The sequence below is a fragment of the Geodermatophilus sp. SYSU D00815 genome, assembly GCF_054050035.1.
Genome location: NZ_JBJGYO010000001.1, coordinates 246,277 through 268,640 on the forward strand (window position 1 = coordinate 246,277; position 22,364 = coordinate 268,640).

At 74.5% G+C, this 22,364-nt stretch carries 19 protein-coding genes and 1 riboswitch; of the genes, 10 read left to right on the forward strand and 9 right to left on the reverse strand.

The genetic code is table 11. The features are described 5' to 3' along the window. Positions 1-31: 31 nt before the first annotated feature. Positions 32-210: riboswitch (SAM riboswitch) on the forward strand. 12 nt (positions 211-222) lie between these two features. From thrC to groL, 3 genes are all read left to right on the forward strand, one after another. Then, positions 223-1,497 (forward strand): threonine synthase, encoded by a 1,275-nt coding sequence (gene thrC, locus ACI78S_RS01260; protein ID WP_456970375.1) that lies wholly within the window; start codon positions 223-225, stop codon positions 1,495-1,497. Between the two features lie 209 nt (positions 1,498-1,706). Next, positions 1,707-1,907 (forward strand): cold-shock protein, encoded by a 201-nt coding sequence (locus ACI78S_RS01265; protein ID WP_456970376.1) that lies wholly within the window; start codon positions 1,707-1,709, stop codon positions 1,905-1,907. Positions 1,908-2,274: 367 nt separating this feature from the next. Then, positions 2,275-3,903 carry a chaperonin GroEL gene (gene groL / locus ACI78S_RS01270; protein WP_456970377.1) on the forward strand — a complete coding sequence of 543 codons (1,629 nt, stop codon included), beginning with the start codon at positions 2,275-2,277 and terminating at the stop codon, positions 3,901-3,903. Positions 3,904-4,061: 158 nt separating this feature from the next. Here the strand turns inward: groL and ACI78S_RS01275 are convergent, their stop codons facing one another. Both ACI78S_RS01275 and ACI78S_RS01280 read right to left on the reverse strand, forming a co-directional pair. Then, positions 4,062-4,415: a VOC family protein gene (locus ACI78S_RS01275; RefSeq protein WP_456970378.1), complete on the reverse strand. Its 354-nt coding sequence runs from the start codon at positions 4,413-4,415 to the stop codon at positions 4,062-4,064. A gap of 130 nt (positions 4,416-4,545) precedes the next feature. After that, a complete protein-coding gene (locus ACI78S_RS01280; protein ID WP_456970379.1) occupies positions 4,546-6,546 on the reverse strand; it encodes a chitobiase/beta-hexosaminidase C-terminal domain-containing protein in 2,001 nt (666 codons plus the stop codon). Positions 6,547-6,858: 312 nt separating this feature from the next. Between ACI78S_RS01280 and ACI78S_RS01285 the strand changes: the two genes are divergently transcribed. Continuing rightward, positions 6,859-7,650: a DUF72 domain-containing protein gene (locus ACI78S_RS01285; protein ID WP_456970380.1), complete on the forward strand. Its 792-nt coding sequence runs from the start codon at positions 6,859-6,861 to the stop codon at positions 7,648-7,650. Between the two features lie 3 nt (positions 7,651-7,653). Here the strand turns inward: ACI78S_RS01285 and ACI78S_RS01290 are convergent, their stop codons facing one another. After that, positions 7,654-8,649: a Gfo/Idh/MocA family protein gene (locus ACI78S_RS01290; protein WP_456970381.1), complete on the reverse strand. Its 996-nt coding sequence runs from the start codon at positions 8,647-8,649 to the stop codon at positions 7,654-7,656. Between the two features lie 33 nt (positions 8,650-8,682). Between ACI78S_RS01290 and ACI78S_RS01295 the strand changes: the two genes are divergently transcribed. Continuing rightward, positions 8,683-8,961: a DUF4031 domain-containing protein gene (locus ACI78S_RS01295; RefSeq protein WP_456970382.1), complete on the forward strand. Its 279-nt coding sequence runs from the start codon at positions 8,683-8,685 to the stop codon at positions 8,959-8,961. Here ACI78S_RS01295 and ACI78S_RS01300 read toward each other — a convergent pair. Continuing rightward, positions 8,900-9,556 (reverse strand): HD domain-containing protein, encoded by a 657-nt coding sequence (locus ACI78S_RS01300; RefSeq protein ID WP_456970383.1) that lies wholly within the window; start codon positions 9,554-9,556, stop codon positions 8,900-8,902. The two genes, ACI78S_RS01295 and ACI78S_RS01300, sit on opposite strands and share 62 nt — an antisense overlap. Positions 9,557-9,661: 105 nt before the next feature. On the opposite strand from ACI78S_RS01300, the gene ACI78S_RS01305 reads away from it, so the two are divergent. Beyond that, positions 9,662-10,465: a phospholipid scramblase-related protein gene (locus ACI78S_RS01305; protein WP_456970384.1), complete on the forward strand. Its 804-nt coding sequence runs from the start codon at positions 9,662-9,664 to the stop codon at positions 10,463-10,465. Positions 10,466-10,742: 277 nt separating this feature from the next. Here the strand turns inward: ACI78S_RS01305 and ACI78S_RS01310 are convergent, their stop codons facing one another. Next, positions 10,743-10,976 carry a DUF6458 family protein gene (locus ACI78S_RS01310; RefSeq protein WP_456970385.1) on the reverse strand — a complete coding sequence of 78 codons (234 nt, stop codon included), beginning with the start codon at positions 10,974-10,976 and terminating at the stop codon, positions 10,743-10,745. Between the two features lie 228 nt (positions 10,977-11,204). On the opposite strand from ACI78S_RS01310, the gene ACI78S_RS01315 reads away from it, so the two are divergent. From ACI78S_RS01315 to ACI78S_RS01325, 3 genes are all read left to right on the forward strand, one after another. Beyond that, complete coding sequence (locus tag ACI78S_RS01315; RefSeq protein ID WP_456970386.1) at positions 11,205-12,506, forward strand: MFS transporter; 1,302 nt, start codon at positions 11,205-11,207, stop codon at positions 12,504-12,506. Between the two features lie 148 nt (positions 12,507-12,654). Next, positions 12,655-12,783, forward strand: a complete 129-nt coding sequence (locus ACI78S_RS01320; RefSeq protein WP_456970387.1) for a hypothetical protein — start codon at positions 12,655-12,657, stop codon at positions 12,781-12,783. Positions 12,784-12,844: 61 nt separating this feature from the next. Further along, positions 12,845-15,829: an ATP-binding protein gene (locus ACI78S_RS01325; RefSeq protein WP_456970388.1), complete on the forward strand. Its 2,985-nt coding sequence runs from the start codon at positions 12,845-12,847 to the stop codon at positions 15,827-15,829. 155 nt (positions 15,830-15,984) lie between these two features. Here the strand turns inward: ACI78S_RS01325 and ACI78S_RS01330 are convergent, their stop codons facing one another. Continuing rightward, positions 15,985-17,781 (reverse strand): DEAD/DEAH box helicase, encoded by a 1,797-nt coding sequence (locus tag ACI78S_RS01330; RefSeq protein ID WP_456970389.1) that lies wholly within the window; start codon positions 17,779-17,781, stop codon positions 15,985-15,987. A gap of 351 nt (positions 17,782-18,132) precedes the next feature. Here ACI78S_RS01330 and ACI78S_RS01335 point away from each other — a divergent pair, with 351 nt between their 5' ends. Then, positions 18,133-19,329 (forward strand): aminotransferase-like domain-containing protein, encoded by a 1,197-nt coding sequence (locus ACI78S_RS01335; protein WP_456970390.1) that lies wholly within the window; start codon positions 18,133-18,135, stop codon positions 19,327-19,329. A 46-nt stretch (positions 19,330-19,375) separates the two neighbouring features. On the opposite strand, the gene ACI78S_RS01340 is transcribed toward ACI78S_RS01335, so the two are convergent. The 3 genes from ACI78S_RS01340 to ACI78S_RS01350 all read right to left on the reverse strand — a co-directional run bounded on the left by ACI78S_RS01340 (position 19,376) and on the right by ACI78S_RS01350 (position 22,288). Then, positions 19,376-21,049, reverse strand: a complete 1,674-nt coding sequence (locus ACI78S_RS01340; RefSeq protein ID WP_456970391.1) for a DNA repair helicase XPB — start codon at positions 21,047-21,049, stop codon at positions 19,376-19,378. A 382-nt stretch (positions 21,050-21,431) separates the two neighbouring features. Then, entirely contained in the window at positions 21,432-21,989 is a 558-nt protein-coding gene (locus tag ACI78S_RS01345) for a dihydrofolate reductase family protein (RefSeq protein ID WP_456970392.1), read from the reverse strand. Between the two features lie 128 nt (positions 21,990-22,117). Further along, positions 22,118-22,288, reverse strand: a complete 171-nt coding sequence (locus ACI78S_RS01350; protein WP_456970393.1) for a hypothetical protein — start codon at positions 22,286-22,288, stop codon at positions 22,118-22,120. Positions 22,289-22,364: the final 76 nt, after the last annotated feature.

Consider the following 22,364-nt stretch of genomic DNA (forward strand, 5'->3'; position numbering starts at 1 on the left):
CGACGAGGCACTGGGTACAGTCGGTGCCGTTCACTCATCCAGAGGGGCAGAGGGACACGGCCCGGTGAAGCCCCGGCAACCGCCGCTGTCTGCGCGGGTGGGTCGAGCGGGTGCGCGCGTCGCACCCGGCTCGCCCGCCAGGTGCAGCCGAGCGAGAGGTGCCAATTCCGTCCCGCGCGGCTCGACGGCCCGACGCGGGGAAGATGAGGAGGTAGTCGTCGCATGACCCTGACCGCTCCCAGCCCCACGGTCGCCCAGAACCCGGCGAAGGGCCTGGTCTGCCGCAACTGCGGCGCGACGTTCGGGCTGGTCGCCCAGCACGCCTGCGCGGAGTGCTTCGGACCGCTCGAGGTCGACTACGACCACGCCCTGCTCAAGGCCGTCACCCGCGAGCAGATCGAGGCCGGACCGCAGAACATCTGGCGCTACGCGGCGCTGCTGCCGGTGGGGCACGACCCGGCCGACCGCGTCTCCCTCGACCCGGGCATGACGCCGCTGGTCCGCGCCGACCGGCTGGCCGAGGAGCTGGGCATCACCGGCGGGCTGTGGGTCAAGGACGACTCCGCCAACCCCACCCACTCGTTCAAGGACCGCGTCGTGAGCCTCGCCGCCACCGCGGCCAGGGGGCTGGGCTACCGCAAGATCGCGGCCGCCTCCACCGGCAACCTGGCGAACTCCGTCGCCGCGCACGCCGCGCGCGCCGGCATCCCGTCGTTCGTGTTCATCCCGAGCGACCTGGAGCCGGGCAAGGTCGTCCAGTCGGCGATCTACGGCCAGACCCTGGTCGCCGTCGACGGCAACTACGACGACGTTAACCGGCTGACCAGCGAGCTCGGCGAGACCGACGAGTTCGAGGACACCGCCTTCGTCAACCAGAACGTCCGGCCCTACTACGCCGAGGGCTCCAAGACGATGGGCTACGAGATCGCCGAGCAGCTCGGCTGGCGGATCCCGGCCCAGGTCGTCATCCCCATGGCGTCGGGCTCGCTGCTGACCAAGGTGGACAAGGCCTGGCGCGAGCTCGCCGCCGCCGGGATCGTGCCCGACACCGGGTGGACGGTCTTCGGTGCCCAGTCGGCCGGGTGCGACCCGATCGCCACCGCCTTCGACAACGGTTGGGACGTCGTCAAGCCGGTCAAGCCGACCGGCATCGCCAAGTCGCTCAACATCGGCAACCCGGCCGACGGCCCGTACGCGCTCGACGCCATCCGCCGCACCGGCGGCGCCGTGGGCCGGGTCGGGGACGACGAGATCGTGCAGGGCATCCGCGACCTCGCCCGCACGACCGGCGTCTTCGCCGAGACGGCCGGCGGCGTGACGGTCGCGGTGCTGCGGCAGCTGGTCGCCGACGGGCGGCTGGACCCGACGAAGGAGACCGTCGTCCTCAACACCGGCGAGGGGCTCAAGACCCTCGCCCCGCTGGAGCCGGTCGTGGGCTTCACCCACCGGGTCGAGCCCTCCCTGAAGTCGGTGCGGGCTGCGGGGCTCATCGGCTGAGGGCGTACGCTGGGGGAGACCCGATCACCCGGGCAGAGGAATTCGCCCGGAACCGGGGATGAGCCGTGCGTGGAGTTGCTGTCTCCACGCACTCTGTGCTGTACCTTTCTGCGCGGTTCGAGTTCCACGCGCGTGTCCACGGGCGGAAGAGCTAGACCCGGTCCCTCCACAGGAGGGGTCGTCCGCACGCAGGAAACGTGGGAGCACACGTGGCACAGGGCACCGTGAAGTGGTTCAACGCCGAGAAGGGCTTCGGCTTCATCGCCGTCGACGGCGGCCAGGACGTCTTCGTCCACTACTCGGCCATCCAGATGGACGGCTACAAGACCCTCGACGAGGGCCAGCGGGTCACCTTCGAGGTCGTCCAGGGCGAGAAGGGTCCGCAGGCCGACGCGGTCCGCACCGCCTGAGCCTTCCCGCACGCCGCGAGGCCCGGGTTCCCCCAGGGGAGCCCGGGCCTCGTCGTGCACCGGGGCCACGATCAGCTGACCTGATCCCGGCGGTTCCTCCCTCGCGGTGCGGCATGGGGGAGGAGCTCTCACGGCGGGGGAGGACGGCGGTCGGGGCCGGGGAACAGCCCCGCGGTCGGGACCGTTCTTGCACTCGCATGGGTCGAGTGCCAGACTTCTGATTGGCACTCGTACCATCCGAGTGCCAACTCAGGTCGGGCGGTGAGGCACCGTCCGCGGGCCGACGGAGTGCCCGTGGAGCCGGTGTCGTCCGTCGCGGGCGCCGAACCCGGCCGTGCAGCGATCAACGCATGGAGGACATCGCCACATGGCCAAGATGATCGCCTTCGAGGAGGAGGCGCGCCGCGGCCTCGAGCGGGGCATGAACACCCTCGCCGACGCCGTCAAGGTGACCCTCGGCCCGAAGGGCCGCAACGTCGTCCTCGAGAAGAAGTGGGGCGCGCCGACCATCACCAACGATGGTGTGAGCATCGCCAAGGAGATCGAGCTCGAGGACCCGTGGGAGAAGATCGGCGCCGAGCTGGTCAAGGAGGTCGCGAAGAAGACCGACGACGTCGCGGGTGACGGCACCACCACCGCCACCGTGCTGGCCCAGGCGCTCGTCCGCGAGGGTCTGCGCAACGTCGCCGCCGGCGCCAACCCGATGGCCCTGAAGAAGGGCATCGAGAAGGCCGTCGAGTCGGTCACCGAGTACCTCCTCTCGACCGCCAAGGACGTCGAGACCAAGGAGCAGATCGCCGCGACCGCGTCGATCTCCGCCGCCGACACCGCCATCGGTGAGCTCATCGCCGAGGCGATGGACAAGGTCGGCAAGGAGGGCGTGATCACGGTCGAGGAGAGCAACACCTTCGGCCTGGAGCTCGAGCTCACCGAGGGCATGCGCTTCGACAAGGGCCACCTGTCGGCCTACTTCGTCACCGACCCCGAGCGCATGGAGACCGTGCTCGACGACCCGTACATCCTGGTCGTCAACAGCAAGATCAGCTCGGTCAAGGACCTGCTCCCGCTGCTGGAGAAGGTCATGCAGTCGGGCAAGCCGCTCGCGATCATCGCCGAGGACGTCGAGGGCGAGGCCCTGGCGACCCTGGTCGTGAACAAGATCCGCGGCACCTTCAAGTCCGTCGCCGTCAAGGCCCCGGGCTTCGGCGACCGCCGCAAGGCCATGCTGCAGGACATCGCGATCCTGACCGGTGGCCAGGTCATCAGCGAGGAGGTCGGTCTCAAGCTCGAGAACGCCGACCTGTCCCTGCTGGGCCGCGCCCGCAAGTTCGTCACCACCAAGGACGAGACGACGATCATCGAGGGCGCCGGTGACCCCGACCAGATCGCCGGCCGGGTGAACCAGATCCGCGCCGAGATCGAGAAGTCGGACTCCGACTACGACCGCGAGAAGCTGCAGGAGCGCCTCGCCAAGCTGGCCGGCGGCGTCGCCGTCATCAAGGCCGGCGCGGCCACCGAGGTCGAGCTCAAGGAGCGCAAGCACCGCATCGAGGACGCGGTGCGCAACGCCAAGGCCGCCGTCGAGGAGGGCATCGTCGCCGGTGGTGGCGTCGCCCTGGCGCAGGCCACGGCCGTCGCGTTCGACAAGCTCGAGCTCGAGGGTGACGAGGCGACCGGTGCCAACATCGTGCGCGTCGCGCTCGAGGCCCCGCTGAAGCAGATCGCCGTCAACGCCGGCCTCGAGGGCGGCGTCGTGGTGGAGAAGGTCCGCAACTCGGAGACCGGCTGGGGCCTCAACGCCGCCTCCGGCGAGTACGTGGACATGGTCGGCAGCGGGATCATCGACCCCGCCAAGGTGACCCGTTCCGCGCTGCAGAACGCCGCCTCGATCGCCGGTCTGTTCCTCACCACCGAGGCCGTCGTCGCCGACAAGCCGGAGAAGGCCCCCGCGGGCGCCGGCGCCCCCGGTGGCGACATGGGGGGCATGGACTTCTGATGAAGGACCCCGTCCTCCCCACCCCTCGCTAGCCCGGGGCGGGGCCCGGGACGGGGCCGTTCCAGTCCGTCACCTGCAGGGGCGGTCCGCTTCGGCGGGCCGCCCCTGTCGGCGTTCCCGGGGGCGGCCCGGCCCGCCCCGTCGACCGTGGAGCCGGGTCAACCCTCCTCGTGGGAGAAGCAGCAGAACTCGTTGCCCTCCGGGTCGGCGAGCACGTCCCAGCGGATGTCCCCGTCGCGGGCGCGCACCAGGGTGGCGCCGGCGGCCAGCAGCGCTTCCCGGTCGCCGTCGACGTCGACGTGCAGCCGGTTCTTGACCGTCTTCGGCTCGGGCACGGGGTTGACCCAGATCAGCGGCCCCGCGCCGGACGGGTCCTCGATCGCGACCGGGTCGCGCGCCGGGCGGTCGCCGTCACGGCGGACGTAGCCGAGCGCGGCGCACCACCAGTCGGCGAGCGCCTGGTGGTCGCGGGCGTCGAGGCACAGGTCCTTGAAGCGTGCGGGGGCCGGCATGCCCCGACCCCAGCACGCACGCCGGAGGGCCCCCCACCGAGACCGGTGACGGGCCCTCCGCGCTGTTCAGTTGTGGTGCGTCCCGGCCGGGCTCACCCCTGGCGGGGGCGGGGACCCGGCCGGGCGGGGATCACCGGACCTCGACGGTGAACGGTCCGGCGACGGCGCCGTTGCTGGACTTGATCCAGATGGCGGTCGCGGGCGGCGTCGCCGGCGGCGGGTCCATGACGATCGACCACGGTCCGGTGTTCTCCGGGGCCTCCAGCGGGCCCACCGTCGCCGTCGGGTACCCGGCGATCGGCGTGGCGACCGGACCGGTGCCGGCCGCGTTCATGCGGTGGACGGTGATCGTCGCCCCCGGCACGGTGCCCGAGCCGCTGAGGCGGAACTCGTCACCGGTCCGGTACTGGGCCAGGTCCAGCGCGATGGTGTCACCGGGCAGGACGTGGTTGACGGCGGTCGACAGCGGCCCGTAGGTGGCGGCCGCCGGCGTCTTGGCCTGGACGCGGACCACGTAGCGGTGCCCGGTCTCGCTCTTCGGCAGGCCGGTGACCGTCCCGTTGGTGGTGGTCACCACCGTGTCGAACTGCGGCAGCAGCGTGTTCGTCGCCGTCGCGTCGGTCCGGTCGTAGACCCGGATCCGGTACTCGGTGGCGTCGGGAACCGGGTTCCAGCCCACGGTGATCGAGCCCTGCGGGTTCGCCGGGTCGGGACCCGCGCCGTTGCTGGCCAGCACCGCGAGCCCGGTGGGGGCGACCGCCGTGGCGGCAGGCTTCGGCGAGACGACACCCGAGGCGTGGGTGGCGTTGCCGGCGGCGTCGATCACCGCGATCTTGACCGGGGTGTTGGCGGTCGTGATCGGGATGGGCTCGGTGTAGATCTTCGCGGTCGCCGACGGGACGTTGCCGTCCGGCTGCGTGGTGACCGCGGAGTTGTCGAGCGTGTAGTAGATCGTGCCCTCGTTGGCCGACAGGGTCAGCGTCCGGGTTTCGGAGACGACCGCCGTGGTCCCGTTCAGCGCCGGGGTGGTGGTCAGCTCCGGGGCGGTGGCGTCGTTCGGGTCACCCGGCGTCGGGCCGGTGCCGGCCAGGACGAAGGGGGCGCCCAGCTCGCCGTCGACGATCGAGCGGACCTCGATGTCGTACAGCGCTCCGGCGGTCAGGCCGTCGACGACGACCTGGGTGGCGTTCGGGCCGACCCGGTAGCCCTCGACCCGCTGCGGCGCGTCGGCCGCGAGGCCCTGCACGACCGCCTCGACGCTGTAGCCGTCGACGGCGGCACCGCCCAGGACGGGCTTGGCCGTGGCCCAGTTCACCGTGGCCTCGGTCTGGCTGGTCCAGACGACCGAGAACTCGCTCGCGGGCGGCTCGGCGCCGTCCGGCCCGGCCGGGCAGCCCGGGGCGCCGCCGCTGGCGAGCCCGTACTCCGCCAGCGTGAGGCCGAGCTGCTGCTCGACCCCGGCGGGCTCGGCCATCCAGGCCAGCGCCACCTTCTCGCCGTCGAAGACCAGCTGCTGGTCGCTCGGCGACAGTCCGCCGAAGGTCACCTCGAAGGTGCCGTTGGCCGCGGTGCCCGAGACGGTGTAGCCCTGGGTGGCTTCTGCCGGCTCGTTCGGGCTCCAGCCGATGGCCCGCTCGCCGATGGCGCTGCCGGTCTCGCGCATCTCCGGGTTGACGACCTCGACGGCGAACCGGTCGAGGTTGACGTCGGCGCCGTAGGTGCCCTTGATCGTGACGGAGTTGGTGTTGCCGTTGGCCGGGGTGCTCGCGGTCACCTCGGTGACCGTCGCCGAGCTGACCGTCATGCCGTCGACCAGCGGCGAGCCGCTGAAGGACACCTCGGCGACGTCACCCGCCTGGATGTTGGGCGTCACGTCGGTGAAGCACGACGCCGAGTCGTGGTTCCACTCGAGGAAGCCGTTGGCGGGCACGACACCGGTGGCGGTGCCGATGACCTGCCCGTCGCGCTTGATGTTCAGGGTCGCGGTCTGGCCGGCCTGGGCCGTGTAGCCCTCGATGGCCACCATGTCGCGGTCGGGGAACACCTCGACGTTGCCCGGGCCCGACGGCGGGGTGCCCGCCGAGGCGCTGGTGGCGAAGCCGATGAGCCCGCCGGTGGCCGTGGCGGCCACCAGGCCGGCGGTCGCCAGCCTGGCCCTGGTGCTGTGTCCCCGCAGGCGCGACGCGGGAGGAGCCGCTGCTCCAGTTCCCCGCCCGCGACCACTGGTCGGTCGTGTCCTGGTCATGATCTCTCCGCAGTCGAACCGCTGGTAAGCCTCGCTCGGGTGAGGAGGCGCACAGGAACAGTCGTTCACCGCGCGGTTGTGAGGCAGCCGCCACGAGGGGGGCGGCCGCACCCCAATAGCGGGGGGCGACCATGGTCGTACGACCGCCCGCGGCAGGCCGGGCGCGTCCCCGCCGGGCCCCCGGGGTACGCGGCGGTCGTGACGGTGCTGATCGGGACGTCGGGGTGGCAGTACCGCGACTGGCGCGGCCGCTTCTACCCGCCGCGGCTGGCCCAGCGGCTGTGGCTGGAGCACTACGTCCAGCACTTCGCCACCGTCGAGAGCAACAACGCCTTCTACCGGCTGCCCGAGCTCGAGACGTTCGCCCGGTGGCGGGAGCGCACCCCGCCCGACTTCCGCTGGGCGGTCAAGGCCAGCCGCTACCTGACGCACATCAAGCGGCTGCGCGAGCCGGAGGAGCCGGTGGCGCGGCTGATGGAGCGGGCGGCCGGGCTCGGCCCCAAGCTCGACGTCGTCCTGCTCCAGCTGCCGCCGACGCTGCGCGCCGATGCCGACCTGCTGCGCGAGTGCCTGTCCCGGTTCCCGGCCGGGGTGCGGGTGGCGGTCGAGCCGCGGCACGACTCGTGGTGGACCGACGAGGTGCGGGCGCTGCTCGAGCGCTACGGCGCGGCCCTCTGCTGGGCCGACCGGGAGGAGCGGCCGATCGCGCCGCTGTGGCGGACCACCGACTGGGCCTACCTGCGCCTGCACACCGGCACCGCCGAGCCGTGGCCGCGGTACCACCCGGAGACCCTGCAGCTGTGGGCCGAGCGGCTCGCCGCCACCTGGGCGGACGACGAGGACGTGCTCGTCTACTTCAACAACGACCCCGGCGGCGCGGCGGTCGTCGACGCCGTCGCGTTCGCCGCGGCCGTGCGCCGCACCGGGCGGACGACGACCCGGGTGCCCACGCCCGAGCAGGCCTCGGGCCTGGCGTGGGCGGCGGCCTGAGGCTCACAGCGCCGCCGGGTCCTCCGCGTGCCGCACCCCGAGCTGCCGCGCGGCCTCCTCGAGCACGGCCTGCACGGCCAGGGTGTCCGACAGCGGCATGACGCCGCTCTCGGTGGCACCGGCGCGCAGGCAGGCGCCGACCTCGTCCAGCTCGTGCGCGTAGCCGCCGCCGCGGTGCGCCCGGGCGATGGTCTCCGGCTCGGCGCCGTTGCGGTGCAGCACGATCGTGTCGGGGTGGTGGAAGCGCGGGAGGACGTCGATCCAGCCGGTCGTGCCGAACACGCGGGCCTGCCCGGGCAGTCCGCAGCGCAGCGAGGTGGTGAGCGTGGCGCTGCGGCCGTCGTCCCAACCGAGCAGCAGCGCGGCCTCGGCGTCGGCGCCCGAGTCGAACAGCGACCCGGTCGCGGTCACCGAGTCGGGCGCGCCCAGGAGCATCTGCGCGAAGCTCACCACGTAGACGCCGAGGTCGAGCAGCGCACCGCCGCCGAGCGCCAGGTCGAACAGCCGGTCGCTGGGCTCGTACTCCCGCAGCACGCCCAGGTCGGCCTGCACCGAGCGGACCTCGCCGATGGCGCCGTCGGCGACCAGCTCGCGCAGCCGCACGACCGCCGGCTGGAAGCGGGTCCACATGGCCTCCATGACGAAGACCCCGTGCTCCCGGGCGGCGTCGACCACCTCCTGCGCGCCGGCGAGCGTCGCGGTGAAGGCCTTCTCGACCAGCAGCGCCTTGCCGGCGCGCACGGCCGCCAGCGCGACGGCGTGGTGCTGCGGGTGGGGGGTGGCGAGGTAGAGGACGTCGACGTCGGGGTCGGCGAGGATCGCCGCGTACGAGCCGTGCGCCCGCTCGAGGCCGTGCCGGGCGGCGAAGTCGTCGGCCCGCGCCTGCGAGCGGGACGCGACCGCCACCGCCCGCGCCCCCTCGACGACCGCGAAGTCGCCGACCAGCTTCTCGGCGATGCGGCCCGGCCCGACGACGCCCCAGCGGATCTCTTCCGTCACGCCCAGGACGCTAGCGGGCGGCAGACTGCACCCGTGACGGTGCTGATCGACACCCCCGTGTGGCCGTGGCGGGGGCGGAGGTGGTCGCACCTGGTCAGCGACGTCTCCTACGACGAGCTGCACGCCTTCGTCGCGGCCGAGCTGGGCATCCCGCGCCGCGCCTTCCAGGGTGACCACTACGACGTCCCCGAGGAGCTCTACGACGTGGCGGTGCAGGCCGGTGCGCAGCCCGTCGGCGCCCGCGAGCTGCTCAGCCGGCTGCGGGCGGCGGGGCTGCGCCGGAAGAAGCCGCGCGCGACCGCAGCAGGGTGAGCTCGGCGGCCAGGTTGGCCCGCGCCCGCTCCGTCCACCGCGCCGCCACCTGCGGCAGCCGGTACAGCGCGGGCAGCGCGAGCAGCCGCTCGAGCACGGCGATCCGGCCGGCGGTGAACACCTCGTCGGGCAGGTGCCGGTACTCCTCGCGGACGGCCGAGGCGTAGGTGGCGTAGGCCTCCGGCGGGCTGGCGAGGACGGCGAGGTCGGCGTCGCAGAGCACCGCGCCGTTCGCGTCGCCCGGCTCGGGGTCGTGCCCGGCGGTGAGCAGGACCAGGCGGGCCACCTCCGCGACGCGCGCCTCGTCGACCAGCCCGCGCAGCCCGGCCCGCGCCCGCTCGGCGCTGACCGCCTCGTTGTCCGGGCGGGTCGGGTCGTAGACGGCGTCGTGGTACCAGGCCGCGAGGCGGACGGCGTCGGCGTCGGCGGCCGCCGGGGCCAGCTCCCCGACGATGCCCAGGACGGCGGCCAGGTGGGCGAGGTCGTGGTAGCGGCGGTGCGGCTCGCCCCACGCCGCGACGAGGGCGGCCCACTCGGTCCGGGAGGTGGGGGAGTCCCCGGCCAGCGCGGCCCACGCCTCGAAGTCGACGCTCACCGGGTACCCGCCGTCCTCACCACGACGGCCGAGTCTGGCACGCCGACCGGCGAGGCGGGGGAGCCTGCCCGGGCGTCCGCGGGCCGGCGGGCTACCTTGACCGCCGTGACGCAGCCGCCACCCCCGCCGGGCTGGTACCCCGACCCCGCCGGCAGCGGGGGCACCCGCTGGTGGAACGGCCAGGGCTGGACCGAGCACGTCCAGGCACCGGCCGCCCCGCCGTCCCCGCCGGTCCAGCAGCAGGCCCCACCACCACCTCCGCCGCCGCCGGCCCGGCAGCACGCGCCGGTGCAGCAGCAGACCGCCGTGGGACCGTCGCTGCACGACCAGTCGGTGCTCGTGGTCAGCCAGCGCACCAAGCTGATCGAGCTGACCAACGAGTACGCCGTCTTCGACGGCCAGGGCCGGCAGATCGGTGCGGTCGTGCAGGTGGGGCAGAGCGCGGCGAAGAAGGCGCTGCGGTTCGTCTCCAACCTCGACCAGTTCCTCACCCACCGGCTCGAGGTCCGCGACTCCGGCGGCGTCCGGCTGGTGCTCACCCGGCCGGCGAAGCTGGTCAAGTCGCGGGTGGTCGTCCAGCGGCCCGACGGCGCGACGATCGGCGAGATCGTCCAGGGCAACGTCTTCGGCCGGATCCGCTTCGACTTCGTCGTCGACGGCCAGGTGGTCGGCGGCATCCAGGCGGAGAACTGGCGGGCCTGGAACTTCTCGATCACCGATGCCGCGGGCACCGAGGTCGCGCGGATCACCAAGACGTGGGAGGGCCTGGCCCGGACCCTGTTCACGACGGCCGACAACTACGTCGTCCACGTGCACTTCCGGCTGCCCGAGCCGCTGGCGAGCATGGTCGTCGCCTCGGCCCTGACGGTCGACACCGCCCTGAAGCAGGACAACCGCGGCTTCAACTGAGGAAGGACCCCGCTGCCCCCACCGCTCGCGAGCTCCGGGGGGACCCTGCGGCGGGGCCGCCCCCTCGCGCAACCAGGGGTATGGTGGGAGGTGTCCGGGCCGGGTGATCTGTGCCCCCGGGTGCCAATTGGTTACCGCCTTCGCGGACTACCGCCCCGACCTCGGTCGGGGGCTGGAGCCGCGTCGTGCCTCTCGCCGCGAGGCGGCCAGCACCCGGCCCGGGCCCACGTGGAACGGCCCCCGTCCGAACCGGACGGGGGCCGTGTCGCGTCCCGGGTCAGTACCGCTCCTCCCGCACCGTGGTGCTGCGGCCGGGTCGGGCGTAGGCGTCGGTCCGGGTGACCCGGCGGCGCGGGCCCCAGACGGCCAGTTCCAGCACGATGCCGAGCACGCCCACGGCCATGAGGATCCAGCCCACGACGTCCAGGTTGACCCCGCTCACCTGGACCTCGATCGCGAAGGTGAGGATCGCGCCGAGGGCGAGCAGCACGATCGCTGTTCCGAGTCGCACGGTTGCTCCCTTCTCCGCGGCCGCACCCCCGAGTGGCCGACCGGCCGACCGGTGGCCGAGCGATGCCGCAGCCCCACCCTGAGGCCGCTGTTCCGGGTACCCGGCGCGCCGGGCGGCCATGCCCACCCGATCGGGTGCCCGCAGCCGTTCCGCCGGTGCAGGTGTGGCCGGGCCCGTGCGCGGTTACCCACCTCCGCCAGGACGCCGCCCCACGGAAGGCCCGAGACGATGGCCGGCACGCTGCAGACGGGTTCCGCCACCGGCACCGAGCAGCACAGGCTGCCCGTGCGCACGCTGGTCTCGGCCAGCATCGGCAACGCCGTCGAGTGGTTCGACTGGACCGTCTACGCCACCTTCGTCGTCTACTTCTCCACCCAGTTCTTCCCCGAGACCAACGAGGCGCTGGCGCTGATCGGCGCGACGTCGACCTACGCGCTCGCGTTCTTCTTCCGCCCGCTCGGCGGCTGGCTGCTCGGCCGGTTCGCCGACCTGCGGGGGCGCAAGGCGGGGATGCTGCTGACCATCCTCCTCATGGCCGGCGGCTCCCTGGTGATCGCCGTCCTGCCCACGTACGGGGCGGTCGGCTGGCTGGCGCCGATCCTGCTGCTGCTGGCCCGCATCGCCCAGGGCATGTCGCTGGGCGGTGAGGTGTCCAACGCCTCGGCGTACCTGGCCGAGATCGCGCCGCCGTCCCGCCGCGGCCGGTACTCGGCGTTCTTCTACATCTCCACCGGCACCGCCCTGCTCGCCGCGTCGCTGCTGGGCGTGCTGCTCACCAACGTGCTCGACGAGGCCCAGCTGGAGTCCTACGGCTGGCGGATCGCCTTCGGCGTCGGCGGGCTGCTGGGCCTGGTGGGCCTGTGGCTGCGCCGCTCCCTGCAGGAGACCGACCAGTTCGAGGAGAACGCGGCCAAGGCGCGCGCGACCCGCAACCCGCTGTGGCTGACCCTGCGCCACCACCCGCGCGCGGTGCTGCAGCTGTGCGCGTTCACGATGCTGTCGACGCTGTCGTACTACACGTTCTTCAGCGCCCTGACGCCGTTCGCGATCGAGTTCCGCGGCGCCGACGGCTCCGACGTCTTCGTCGCCCTCTCCATCGGGACCGCGCTGTTCGTGGCCTGCTGCTACCCGTTCGGCGCGCTGTCGGACCGGCTGGGCCGCAAGCCGCAGATGCTGCTGTGGTCGGGAGCGCTGGCCCTGCTGATCGTGCCGCTGTCGTTCCTCGTGCAGGACGGCCTGGCCGCGCTGGTGGTGGTGTTCTGCGCCGGGCTGGGGCTCTACGCCCTCATGGCGTCGATCGCGCCGGCGATCATGAGCGAGCTGTTCCCGACCGAGCTGCGGGCCACCGGCATCGGCGCCTGGTACAACCTCACGGTCGCGCTGTTCGGCGGGACGGCGCCGCTGGTCATCACGGCCCTGTCCGAGGCCGGGCACCCCCTGTGGTTCTTCTGGTACGTGGCGATCGCGGCCGTCATCGCCTTCGCGGCGATCCTCACCCTCCCCGAGACCCGGGGCAGCGAGCTGCGCTGACGTCCTCCTGAGGCCCTCCTGAGGCCGTCTGAGGACCCCTTAGGCGCCCGCGCCGGGCGTCGGGCCGGCGATCCTGCCCGGCCGACCGATGCCGGGGGCCACCCCTCAGGCCGAACCTCCTCCTCGACAGCACGAGGAGGAGAAGACGATGACGAACTACAGCAACCCGGCCCTCGAGGCGGAGCTGGCCTACCGGCGGGAGCAGCTGCAGGCAGCGGCTCACCGCACCCGCAGCGGCGGTCGCCGCTGGCTGACCCGTCGCCGGCCGGCGCTCTGATCCCGCGCCGCCGGTGGTCGCCGGGCCCGTCCTGTCGGGGGCACGTGCCACGATCGTCGACGTGCCGCGCTGGGACGACGGACCGCTGGTGGGCCGGGCCGAGGAGCTCACGCACCTGCTGACGCACGTCGACCGCGCCGTGCAGGGGCGCGGTTCGGCCGTGCTCGTCGCCGGCGACGCCGGGGTCGGCAAGACCCGGCTGCTCGACGAGCTGGCCGCCGGCGCCGCCGAGCGCGGGGTCCGCGTGCTGGTCGGGCACTGCGTCGACCTCGGCGACGTCGGCCTGCCCTACCTGCCCTTCGTCGACCTGCTGCGGCCGGTCGCCGCCGAGCGGGGTGCCGCGGCCACCGCCCGGCACCCCGCGCTGGCCGGCCTGCTGGCCGGCCGGTCCGACGCCGCCGGCGAGGCCCCCGCGGCCGACCCGGCCGACCTCGGCTCGCTGGCGCACCGGGCGCTGCGCCCGCCGCCGGACGACGGCCGGCTCCAGCTGTTCGAGTCGGTCGCCGCCCTGCTGGCCGAGCTCGCCGCGGCCGAGCCGCTGCTGGTGGTCCTCGAGGACGTCCACTGGGCCGACCGGTCCAGCCGCGACCTGCTGCGGTACCTGCTGGCCCGGCTGGCCGACGAGCCGGTCGTCGTCGTCGCCTCGTACCGCTCCGACGACCTGCACCGCCGGCACCCGCTGCGCCCGCTGCTGGCCGAGCTGGTGCGGCTGCCCGGCGTCGAGCGCCTGGAGCTCGACCCCCTCCCGGCTCCCGCGGTCGCCGAGCTGGTCCGCGGCCTGGCGGCCTCGGCCGGCGGCGTGCCGGAGCAGACCCTGGACGACGTCGTGGCCCGGGCCGAGGGCAACGCCTTCTACGCCGAGGAGCTCCTCGCCGCGGGGCTGCAGGGCGAGACCCTGCCGATGGGCCTCACCGACGTGCTGCTCACCCGGGTGGAGGCGCTCACCCCCGCGGCGCAGCAGGTGCTGCGGGTCGCGGCGGTGGCCGGCCGCCGGGTGCGGCACGAGCTGGTCGCCGCGGTGAGCGGGCTGGGCGACGCCGAGCTCGACCAGGCGCTCGCCGAGGCGGTGCACCGCCACCTGCTCGTGGTCTCCGACGACGGGCGCTACCGCTTCCGCCACGCCCTGCTCCGCGAGGCGGTCCTGGCCGACCTGCTGCCCGGTGAGCGGGTCCGGTTGCACGCCGCGGTCGCCGCCTACCTCGCGGCGAACCCCGCGGCCGGCACCGCCGCCGAGCGGGCCCACCACGCCCGCGAGAGCAACGACCTGCCGGGGGCGTTCTCGGCCTCCCTCGACGCGGCCGAGCAGGCCCGCCGGGTGGGCGCGCCGGCCGAGCAGCTGCAGCACCTCGAGGCGGCGCTGGCGCTGTGGTCGGCGGTGCCCGACGCCGCCGAGCGGTGCGGCCGGGCGCACGCCGACCTGCTCCTCGACGCCGCCTCCGCCGCCCGCACCGGCGGGGAGCTGGTGCGGGCCGTCGGGCTGCTGCGGGCGGCGCTCGACGTCCTCGGCCCCGACGGGGAGCCGGCCGCCCGGGCCCGGGTGCACTACACCCTGGCGCAGGTGCTGGCCCGCATCGAGGACCAGAACGCGGCGCTGCGCGAGAGCGCGGCCGCGATGGCGCTCGTGCCGGCCGACCCGCCGTCGGTGGTCCGCACGTGGGCCGCGGCCACGCACGCCCGGGTGGCGTTCGGCATCGGCCGGGTCGCCGAGGGCGAGGCGGCCGCGGAGGAGGCGCTCGAGGCCGCGGCCCGGCTGGGCATCGACAGCGCCTGGTCCGACACCGCGGTCACCCTCGCCCGCGCGCACGGCGGGCAGGACCGGGCGGCTGTGCGCTCGCGGCTGGAGGAGGCGCTCGCCCGCGCCCGCCGGTCCGGCGACGCCGACGTCGAGATGCGGGTCTACTTCAACCTCGCGATCGTCGCCTGGGAGGCCGGCGACGTCGAGGAGACGCTGGCGTGGACCGGCCGGGGCATCCGGCGGGCCGCCGAGCTGGGCGTCGAGTGGGCCTTCTACGCCGCGGAGCTGCGGCACCTCGAGGTGCACGCGCGCTACGTGTCCGGCGACTGGGACGGCAGCCTCCGGCTGGCCGACGACCTGGCGCGGGTCCCCGAGATGGTCGCGCACGTGCGCGCCGCGGCGCTGCTGGTCGAGGTCGGCCGCGGGGCGCCGGCCGCGCGGGAGCGGCTGGCCTGGGCGCAGGGCCTGGCCGGCCGGCTCGACGCGCACGTGCTGCTCCTGCTGGCCACGGCGAACGCCGAGATCGACCTCGCGGCGTGGGCGGGGAATGCCGGCACGGCGGTGGCGCGGGCCGAGCACGCCGCCCGGCGGCTCGCGGAGCTGTGGGAGGTCGACCGGCTCGCCGTCCTCCGGATGGTGGCCGGTGCCCTGGCGCCGGTCGGCGACGCGGCGGCGGCCGCGCGGCTGGTGGGCGACGGGGCGGGCGAGAAACGGTGGGTCGCGGCGGGGGAGGGCCTCCTGCGGCTGGCCCGGGAGGCCGTGGCCGAGTACCGCGCGGAGTTCGGCGAGTTCGGCGTCGAGGCGGCGGCCTGGCTGGCGCGGGTGGAGGCCGAGGCGGCGCGGCTGGAGGGCCGGGCCGCGCCGGAGCTGTGGCGGGCCGCGGTCGAGGCGTTCGGCTACGGCCACGTCTACGAGCAGGCGCGGTCGCGCTGGCGGCTGGCCGAGGCGCTGCTGGGTGTCGACGACCGGGAGGCGGCGGGGACGGAGCTCAAGGCGGCGCACGAGGTGGCCGTCACGCTCGGCGCCGTGCCGCTGCGCACCGCGATCGAGGCGCTCGCCCGCCGGGGCCGGCTGGAGCTCGACGGCGGCGGGCGGGTGGTCGACCCGGCCGCGGTGTTCACGCCGCGGGAGCTCGAGGTGCTCGGGCTGCTCGCCCAGGGCCGCACCAACCGGCAGATCGGCCAGTCCCTGTTCATCAGCGAGAAGACGGCGAGCGTGCACGTCAGCAACATCCTCGCCAAGCTCGACGCCGGCGGCCGCACCGAGGCCGTGGCCATCGCCGCCCAGCGCGGCCTGCTGCCGAATCCCTGAGAGGTCACGAGGGCGGGTCGGCTCGTCGTCGCCCGCTGTCGACGCGGGCGCCTCCGCCGCGGATCCCGGTCGATCATCGGCTTGTTGCCGCCGGTGCCGGCGTGTGCGCCCGTGTCGGCGGCAACAAGCCGATGATCAGCTGCAGGCAGCAGGCGTCAGAGCATCGTGCGCAGGCGTTCGCGGCGGGCGCGCAGGACGTCGACCGATGCCGAGGCCGACGGCGGGCCCGGTACCGCCTTGCGCAGCTCGGTGTGGACGACGGCGTGCGGCTTCGAGGTCTTCGCCGACACCCGGCTGACGAGGCGGTTGATCTCACGGCGCAGCTCGGCGGCGTCCCGCCAGGAGCGGCCGGCGTCGGCCTCGTCGGGGTGGTCCTCGACGAGCATGAAGTGCTCGTCGTCGTCGGCGATCCGGCGGGCGGCCTCGACCCGCAGCCGCAGCTCGTCGTCCCGCTTGGCCAGCAGCGACGCCGTCTGCTCGGGGGTGAGCAGACCCGGGATGCCGAGGAACTCCTCCTCCTCGGCGCCCAGCGACACCGCCGCCGGGCGGCCGTCACCGGTGTGCGCCGTCCCGCCGTGCAGGACGTGCGCGAAGCGCGCGTCGGCCTCCAGCGCCTCCCACTCCTTGGCGCCGCCCTCCTTGGGCTCGCGCGGCGGCAGGTCCAGCGCCTCCAGCTCCTCCTCGGGCTGGCTCTTCGGCGGCGGCATGACGTGGTTGCGCTGCTCCTCCATGGAGGCGGCCAGGGTGAGCAGGGGGCGGACGGCGGGCAGGAACACCGTCGCCGTCTCGTGCGGCGCGCGCGAGCGGACGACGCGGCCGACGGCCTGGGCGAAGAACAGCGGGGTCCGGTAGGAGGTCATCCACGCGAGGACGGCGGCGCGCGGCACGTCGACGCCCTCGGAGATCATCCGCACGCAGACGGCGATGCGGGCCGAACCGGTGGCGAACCGTTCGATCTTCTTCGACGCCTTGGGGTCGTCGGAGAGGATGAGCTCCGGCGCCTTGCCGGTGACCCGCTTGACGATGCGGGCGTACGCGCGGGCGTCGTCCTGGTCGCTGGCCAGGATCAGCCCGGCGGCGTCGGGCATGCCGCCGTGCTCGCGCAGGTGGGTGATCCGGTCGTCCATCGCCGCGATCACGTGCGCCACCCACTGGCCCTTGGGGTCCAGCGCGGTCCGCCACGCGGCCATCTCGACCGACCGGGTGCCGGCCTCCGACAGCGAGGCGGCGACCACCTCGCCGGCGGAGTTCCGCCAGCGAGACGTGCCGGTATAGGCGGCGAAGACGACCGGGCGGACGACGTCGTCGGCCAGCGCCTCCTTGTAGCCGTAGGTGTAGTCGGCGCGGCTGACCAGGCCGACGCCGCCCTCGCCGTCGTCGCCGTCGAAGGTGTCCTCCTCGTAGCGCACGAAGGGGATCCGCTCGTCGGCCTTGGTGCGGAACGGCGTCCCGGTCAGGCACAGCCGGCGGGCGGCGAAGCCGTAGGCCTCCTCGATCGCCTCGCCCCAGGACAGACCGTCGCCGGCGTGGTGCACCTCGTCGAGGACGACCAGCGTCTTGACGGCGGTGGCCCGGGCGGCGTGCAGCATCGGCTTGCCGGCGACCTGCGCGTACGTCGTCACGTAGCCCTGCGTGCCGGCGCGCACCGGGCCGACGGAGTTGGTCAGGTTCGGATCGAGGACGATGCCCATCCGGTCGGCGGCCTCGGCCCACTGCAGCCGCAGGTGGTCGGTCGGGCAGACGACGATCACCCGCGCGACCTCGCGGCGGGACAGCAGCCGCGCGGCGAGCGTCAGGGCGAAGGTGGTCTTGCCGGCGCCGGGGGTCGCGGTGACGAGGAAGTCCTTGGGCGACTGCGCCTCGTACTGGTCCAGCGCGGCCTGCTGCCAGGCCCGGAGCGGTCGGCTGGTGGTCTGCGGGCCGTAGGCCTCCGCTCGCGCTGCACTCCCCATGTCGGGAGCCATTCTGCGGTCCCGGGAGGAGACACGCCCAACCGGTCGTCGCTTGCGTCGCCGTGTCGCCGGGACGTATGGGCCCCGCGCCGCAGGCGCCCCACCTGCGGTTTCCCGCTGCGCGGCGGCGGACTGTGGCGAGTGCCACGCCCGTGCCGGACCGGCCCGTCACGTCCCGGCGGTCCCGCCGTCCCCACCCGTCCCGGCGAACCGGTTCGGGCGCGGCGGGCCGTGGCCGTAGGGTGGGCGCGGCTCCTCGACCAGGCAGCCCCACCGGCGCCGAGCGCCCGCGGCACACCCCGCCGCCCTCGCCGCGCCGCCTCGCCCCCGACCCGCTGCCTGGAGCCCCTCGTGACGTCCCTCGCCGATCCCGTCCGCCTCCCGCTCGCCCGCCGCCTCGACGGGGTGGCGAGCTCGCCCGTCCGCGACCTGCTGGCGCTGCTGGAGCGCCCGGAGGTCATCTCGTTCGCCGGCGGCCTGCCGGCGCCGGAGCTGTTCGACCTCGACGGCCTGCGCGCCGCCTTCGACCGGGTGCTCACCTCGCCGGCCGCGCGCCGCGCCCTGCAGTACGCCCCGACCGAGGGCGACCCGGTGCTGCGGGAGCTGGTGGCGGCCCGCATGACCGCCCGCGGGCTGCCGACGTCGGCCCGCGACCTGCTGGTCACCACCGGTTCGCAGCAGGCGCTGACCCTCGTGACGACGGCGCTGCTCGACCCGGGCGCGGTCGTCGCGGTCGAGGAGCCGACCTACCTGGCCGCGCTGCAGTGCTTCGGCCTGGCGGGCGCGCGCGTCGTGCCGGTGGCGTCGGACGGCGACGGGCTGGTGCCGGAGGCGCTGGAGGAGGTCGTCGTCCGGGAGCGGCCCGCGCTGCTGTACCTGGTGCCGACCTTCGCCAACCCGTCGGGGCGGACGCTGCCGGCCGACCGGCGGGCCGCGGTGGTCGCCCTCGCCGAGCGGTACGGCTTCTGGGTGGTCGAGGACGACCCGTACGGCGAGCTGCGCTACCGGGGCGCACCGGTGCCCGCGGTGGCCGGCCTCCCCGGGGCCGAGGACCGCGTGCTGCACCTGGGCAGCTTCTCCAAGGTCGCCGCGCCGGGCCTGCGGCTGGGCTGGCTGCGGGCGCCGTCGTCGCTGCGCGGGCCGCTGACCGTCGCCAAGCAGGCCGCCGACCTGCACACCTCGACGGTCGACCAGGCCGCCGCGGCCGCCTGGCTGGCGGAGGTGGACCTGGACGCGCACGTGCGCCGGCTGTGCGCGGCCTACCGCGAGCGGCGGGACGCGATGGTGGTCGCGCTGCCCGGCGCCGTCCCCGCCGGCAGCACGTGGAGCGATCCCGACGGCGGCATGTTCACCTGGGTGCGGCTGCCCGGCGACGTCGACACCGCCGCGCTGCTGCGCGCGGCGCTCGCGCACGACGTCGCCTTCGTGCCCGGGGCGCCCTTCTACGCGGGCGACCCGGACCGGGCCACCCTGCGGCTGTCGTTCACGACCAACACCCCCGAGGTGATCGCCGAGGGGATGACGCGGCTGGGCGCGGCGCTGCGCTGAGCGGAGTGCCACGGGCGCGGAAACCGCGCCGCGGCACTCCACACCGTCACTCCACCCAGTCGGGGCCGTTGACCTCGCCCAGGCCGGCGAGGTCGGCGGCGTCGACGATCGTGTACGCGTAGCCCTGCTCGGCGAGGAACCGCTGCCGGTGGGCGGCGTACTCGCTGTCGAGGGTGTCGCGGCTGACCACGGTGTAGAAGTGCGCCTGCCGGCCGTCGGCCTTGGGCCGCAGCACCCGGCCGAGCCGCTGCGCCTCCTCCTGCCGCGAGCCGAACGTGCCCGACACCTGGATCGCCACCGCCGCCTCGGGCAGGTCGATCGAGAAGTTGGCGACCTTGGAGACGACCAGGGTGCGGATCTCGCCGGCGCGGAAGGCGTCGAAGAGCTTCTCCCGCTCGCGGTTGGTGGTGGATCCCTGGATGACCGGGGCGTCGAGGGCGGTGCCGAGCTCCTCGAGCTGGTCGAGGTAGGCGCCGATGACCAGCTTCTGCTCGTCGGGGTGCCGCTCGAGGATCCGGCGGATCACCGGCATCTTCGACGACGCCGTCGCGGCGATGCGGTAGCGCTCGTCGGGCTCGGCCACGGCGTAGGTCATCCGCTCGTCGTCGTCCAGGGAGACGCGGACCTCGACGCACTCGGCCGGGGCGATGTAGCCCTGGGACTCGATGTCCTTCCACGGGGCGTCGTAGCGCTTGGGGCCGATGAGCGAGAAGACGTCGTCCTCCCGGCCGTCCTCGCGCACCAGGGTGGCGGTGAGGCCGAGCCGGCGGCGGGACTGCAGGTCGGCGGTGAGCCGGAAGATCGGGGCGGGCAGCAGGTGCACCTCGTCGTAGACGATCAGGCCCCAGTCCTGCGCGTCGAACAGGTCGAGGTGCCGGTACTCGCCCTTCCGGCGGGTGGTCATCACCTGGTAGGTCGCGATGGTGACCGGGCGGATCTCCTTGCGCTCGCCGGAGTACTCGCCGATCTCGTCCTCGGTGAGGCTGGTGCGGGCGATCAGCTCGCGCTTCCACTGCCGCCCGGCGACGGTGTTGGTCACCAGGATCAGCGTGGTCGCCTTGGCCTCGGCCATGGCCGCCGCGCCGACCAGCGTCTTGCCGGCGCCGCAGGGCAGGACGACGACGCCGGAGCCGCCGGCCCAGAAGCCCTCGACCGCCTCGCGCTGGTAGTCGCGCAGCGACCAGCCGGCCTGCTCCAGCTCGATGGGGTGCGCCTGGCCGTCGACGTAGCCGGCGAGGTCCTCGGCCGGCCAGCCCACCTTGAGCAGCGCCTGCTTGAGCCGCCCGCGCTCGGACGGGTGCACGACGACGGTGTCGTCGTCGATGCGCTGCCCGAGCATGGGCGCCACCCGCTTGGAGCGGACGACCTCCTCGAGCACCGCCCGGTCGGTGGTGGTGAGGACCAGCCCGTGCACCGGGTTGTTCTGCAGCGTCAGCCGGCCGAAGCGGTCCATCGTGTCGGCGACGTCGACCAGCAGCGCGTGCGGCACCGGGTAGCGCGAGTAGCGCACCAGGGCGTCGACGACCTGCTCGGCGTCGTGCCCGGCGGCGCGGGCGTTCCACAGCGCCAGCGGCGTCACGCGGTAGGTGTGCACGTGCTCGGGGGAGCGCTCGAGCTCGGCGAAGGGGGCGATCGCCGCCCGGCACTCCTTGGCCAGCGGGTGGTCGACCTCGAGCAGCAGGGTCTTGTCCGACTGGACGATGAGGGGGCCGTCGGTCACGCGGAAGCCTTCCTGGCTCGGGCGGGGGGTGGTGCGCGGAGCACCGGACTCCCCAAGGTAACGCCGGGCGGTGACACCTCCTTCCCCGTCCACGCCCCGCCAGCGGGCGGCGGCGCGCCGTCCGGGACTGGCGGACCGCCCGGTCCTGGGCCATCCTCGGCGGCTCGGGACCCGACGGGGGATGAGCCATGAGCGAGCTCGATGCGTCCAGCGACGCGGTGGTGCGGTGCCGGCGGCCGGGTTGCGGGCACGGCTTCCCCGAGCACCGGCCCGGCGGGGGTCCCTGCGCGGGCTCGTGCGCGTGCCCCGGGTTCCGGTGGGTGCCCGCGCAGGGACCGGCCGTCGGCTACCACCAGCCGCCGCAGTGGGGCTGGTGGCCGGATCAGGCGGTGGCCGGGCCGTAGGTCAGGTGCGCCACCCCGTTGCTCAGGCCCTCGGCGCCGAGGAGGGCCAGCGGGGTCCTCGGCGCGCCGTCGGGGAAGAGCCGGATGCCCGTGCCGAGCGCGAGCGGGTAGACGTACAGGTGCAGCTCGTCGACCAGGCCGTCGGCCAGCAGGGCCCGCACCAGCGTGGCGCTGCCGCTGACGTACAGGTCGCCGTCCACCTCCTGCTTGAGCGCCCGCAGCCGCTCGGCGTCGTAACCGCCGACGACGGTCGAGTGGCGCCACACGGCCTCGGCGTCGGTCAGGGTCGAGGAGACGACGTACTTGGTGGTGTCGTTGAAGAAGGGCGCGCCGGGGTCGTCCTCCACGGTGCGGGTGGACCAGGCCGGCGCGAACATCTCGAACGTGGTGCGGCCGAGGAGGATGCCCGTGGCGGAGCCGGTCAGGGCGCCGATGGAGGCCGACAGGTCGTCGGGGAAGCCGTAGTCGACCGTCCACATCGGCGTGTCGACCACCCCGTCGACCGTGGTGAACTCGTGGACCTTGATCGCGCCCAATGCCTGCTCCTCAGCTGTCTGCCCGGCGGCGTCGGCCTGCCGGTGCGGTGGTGTCGGTCAGGAGACCACGGCGGCCGCCGCTTCTCATCGGTGACGCCCCGGCACGGTGGCGGCGGCCGTGCGGCCGCTCAGGCGGGCTCGGGGACGCCGCCGGGGTCTCCACCGGGGTCGTCGGGCGTCGCCTCGATCGGCGGGGGCGGCAACGGCTCCGCGGCGTCGGGGAGCAGGTCACCCGGGTCGTCGGGCACCGGCTCGTCCGGATCGATGGTGGGTTCCGGCTCCGGAGGTGGCTCGGTCATGCCCGGAGTCAACCAGGGCACCCCCGGTTCCCGACACGTCGTGCGCCGGGGCGCGGGCCGGCGGGTCCGGGCGCCC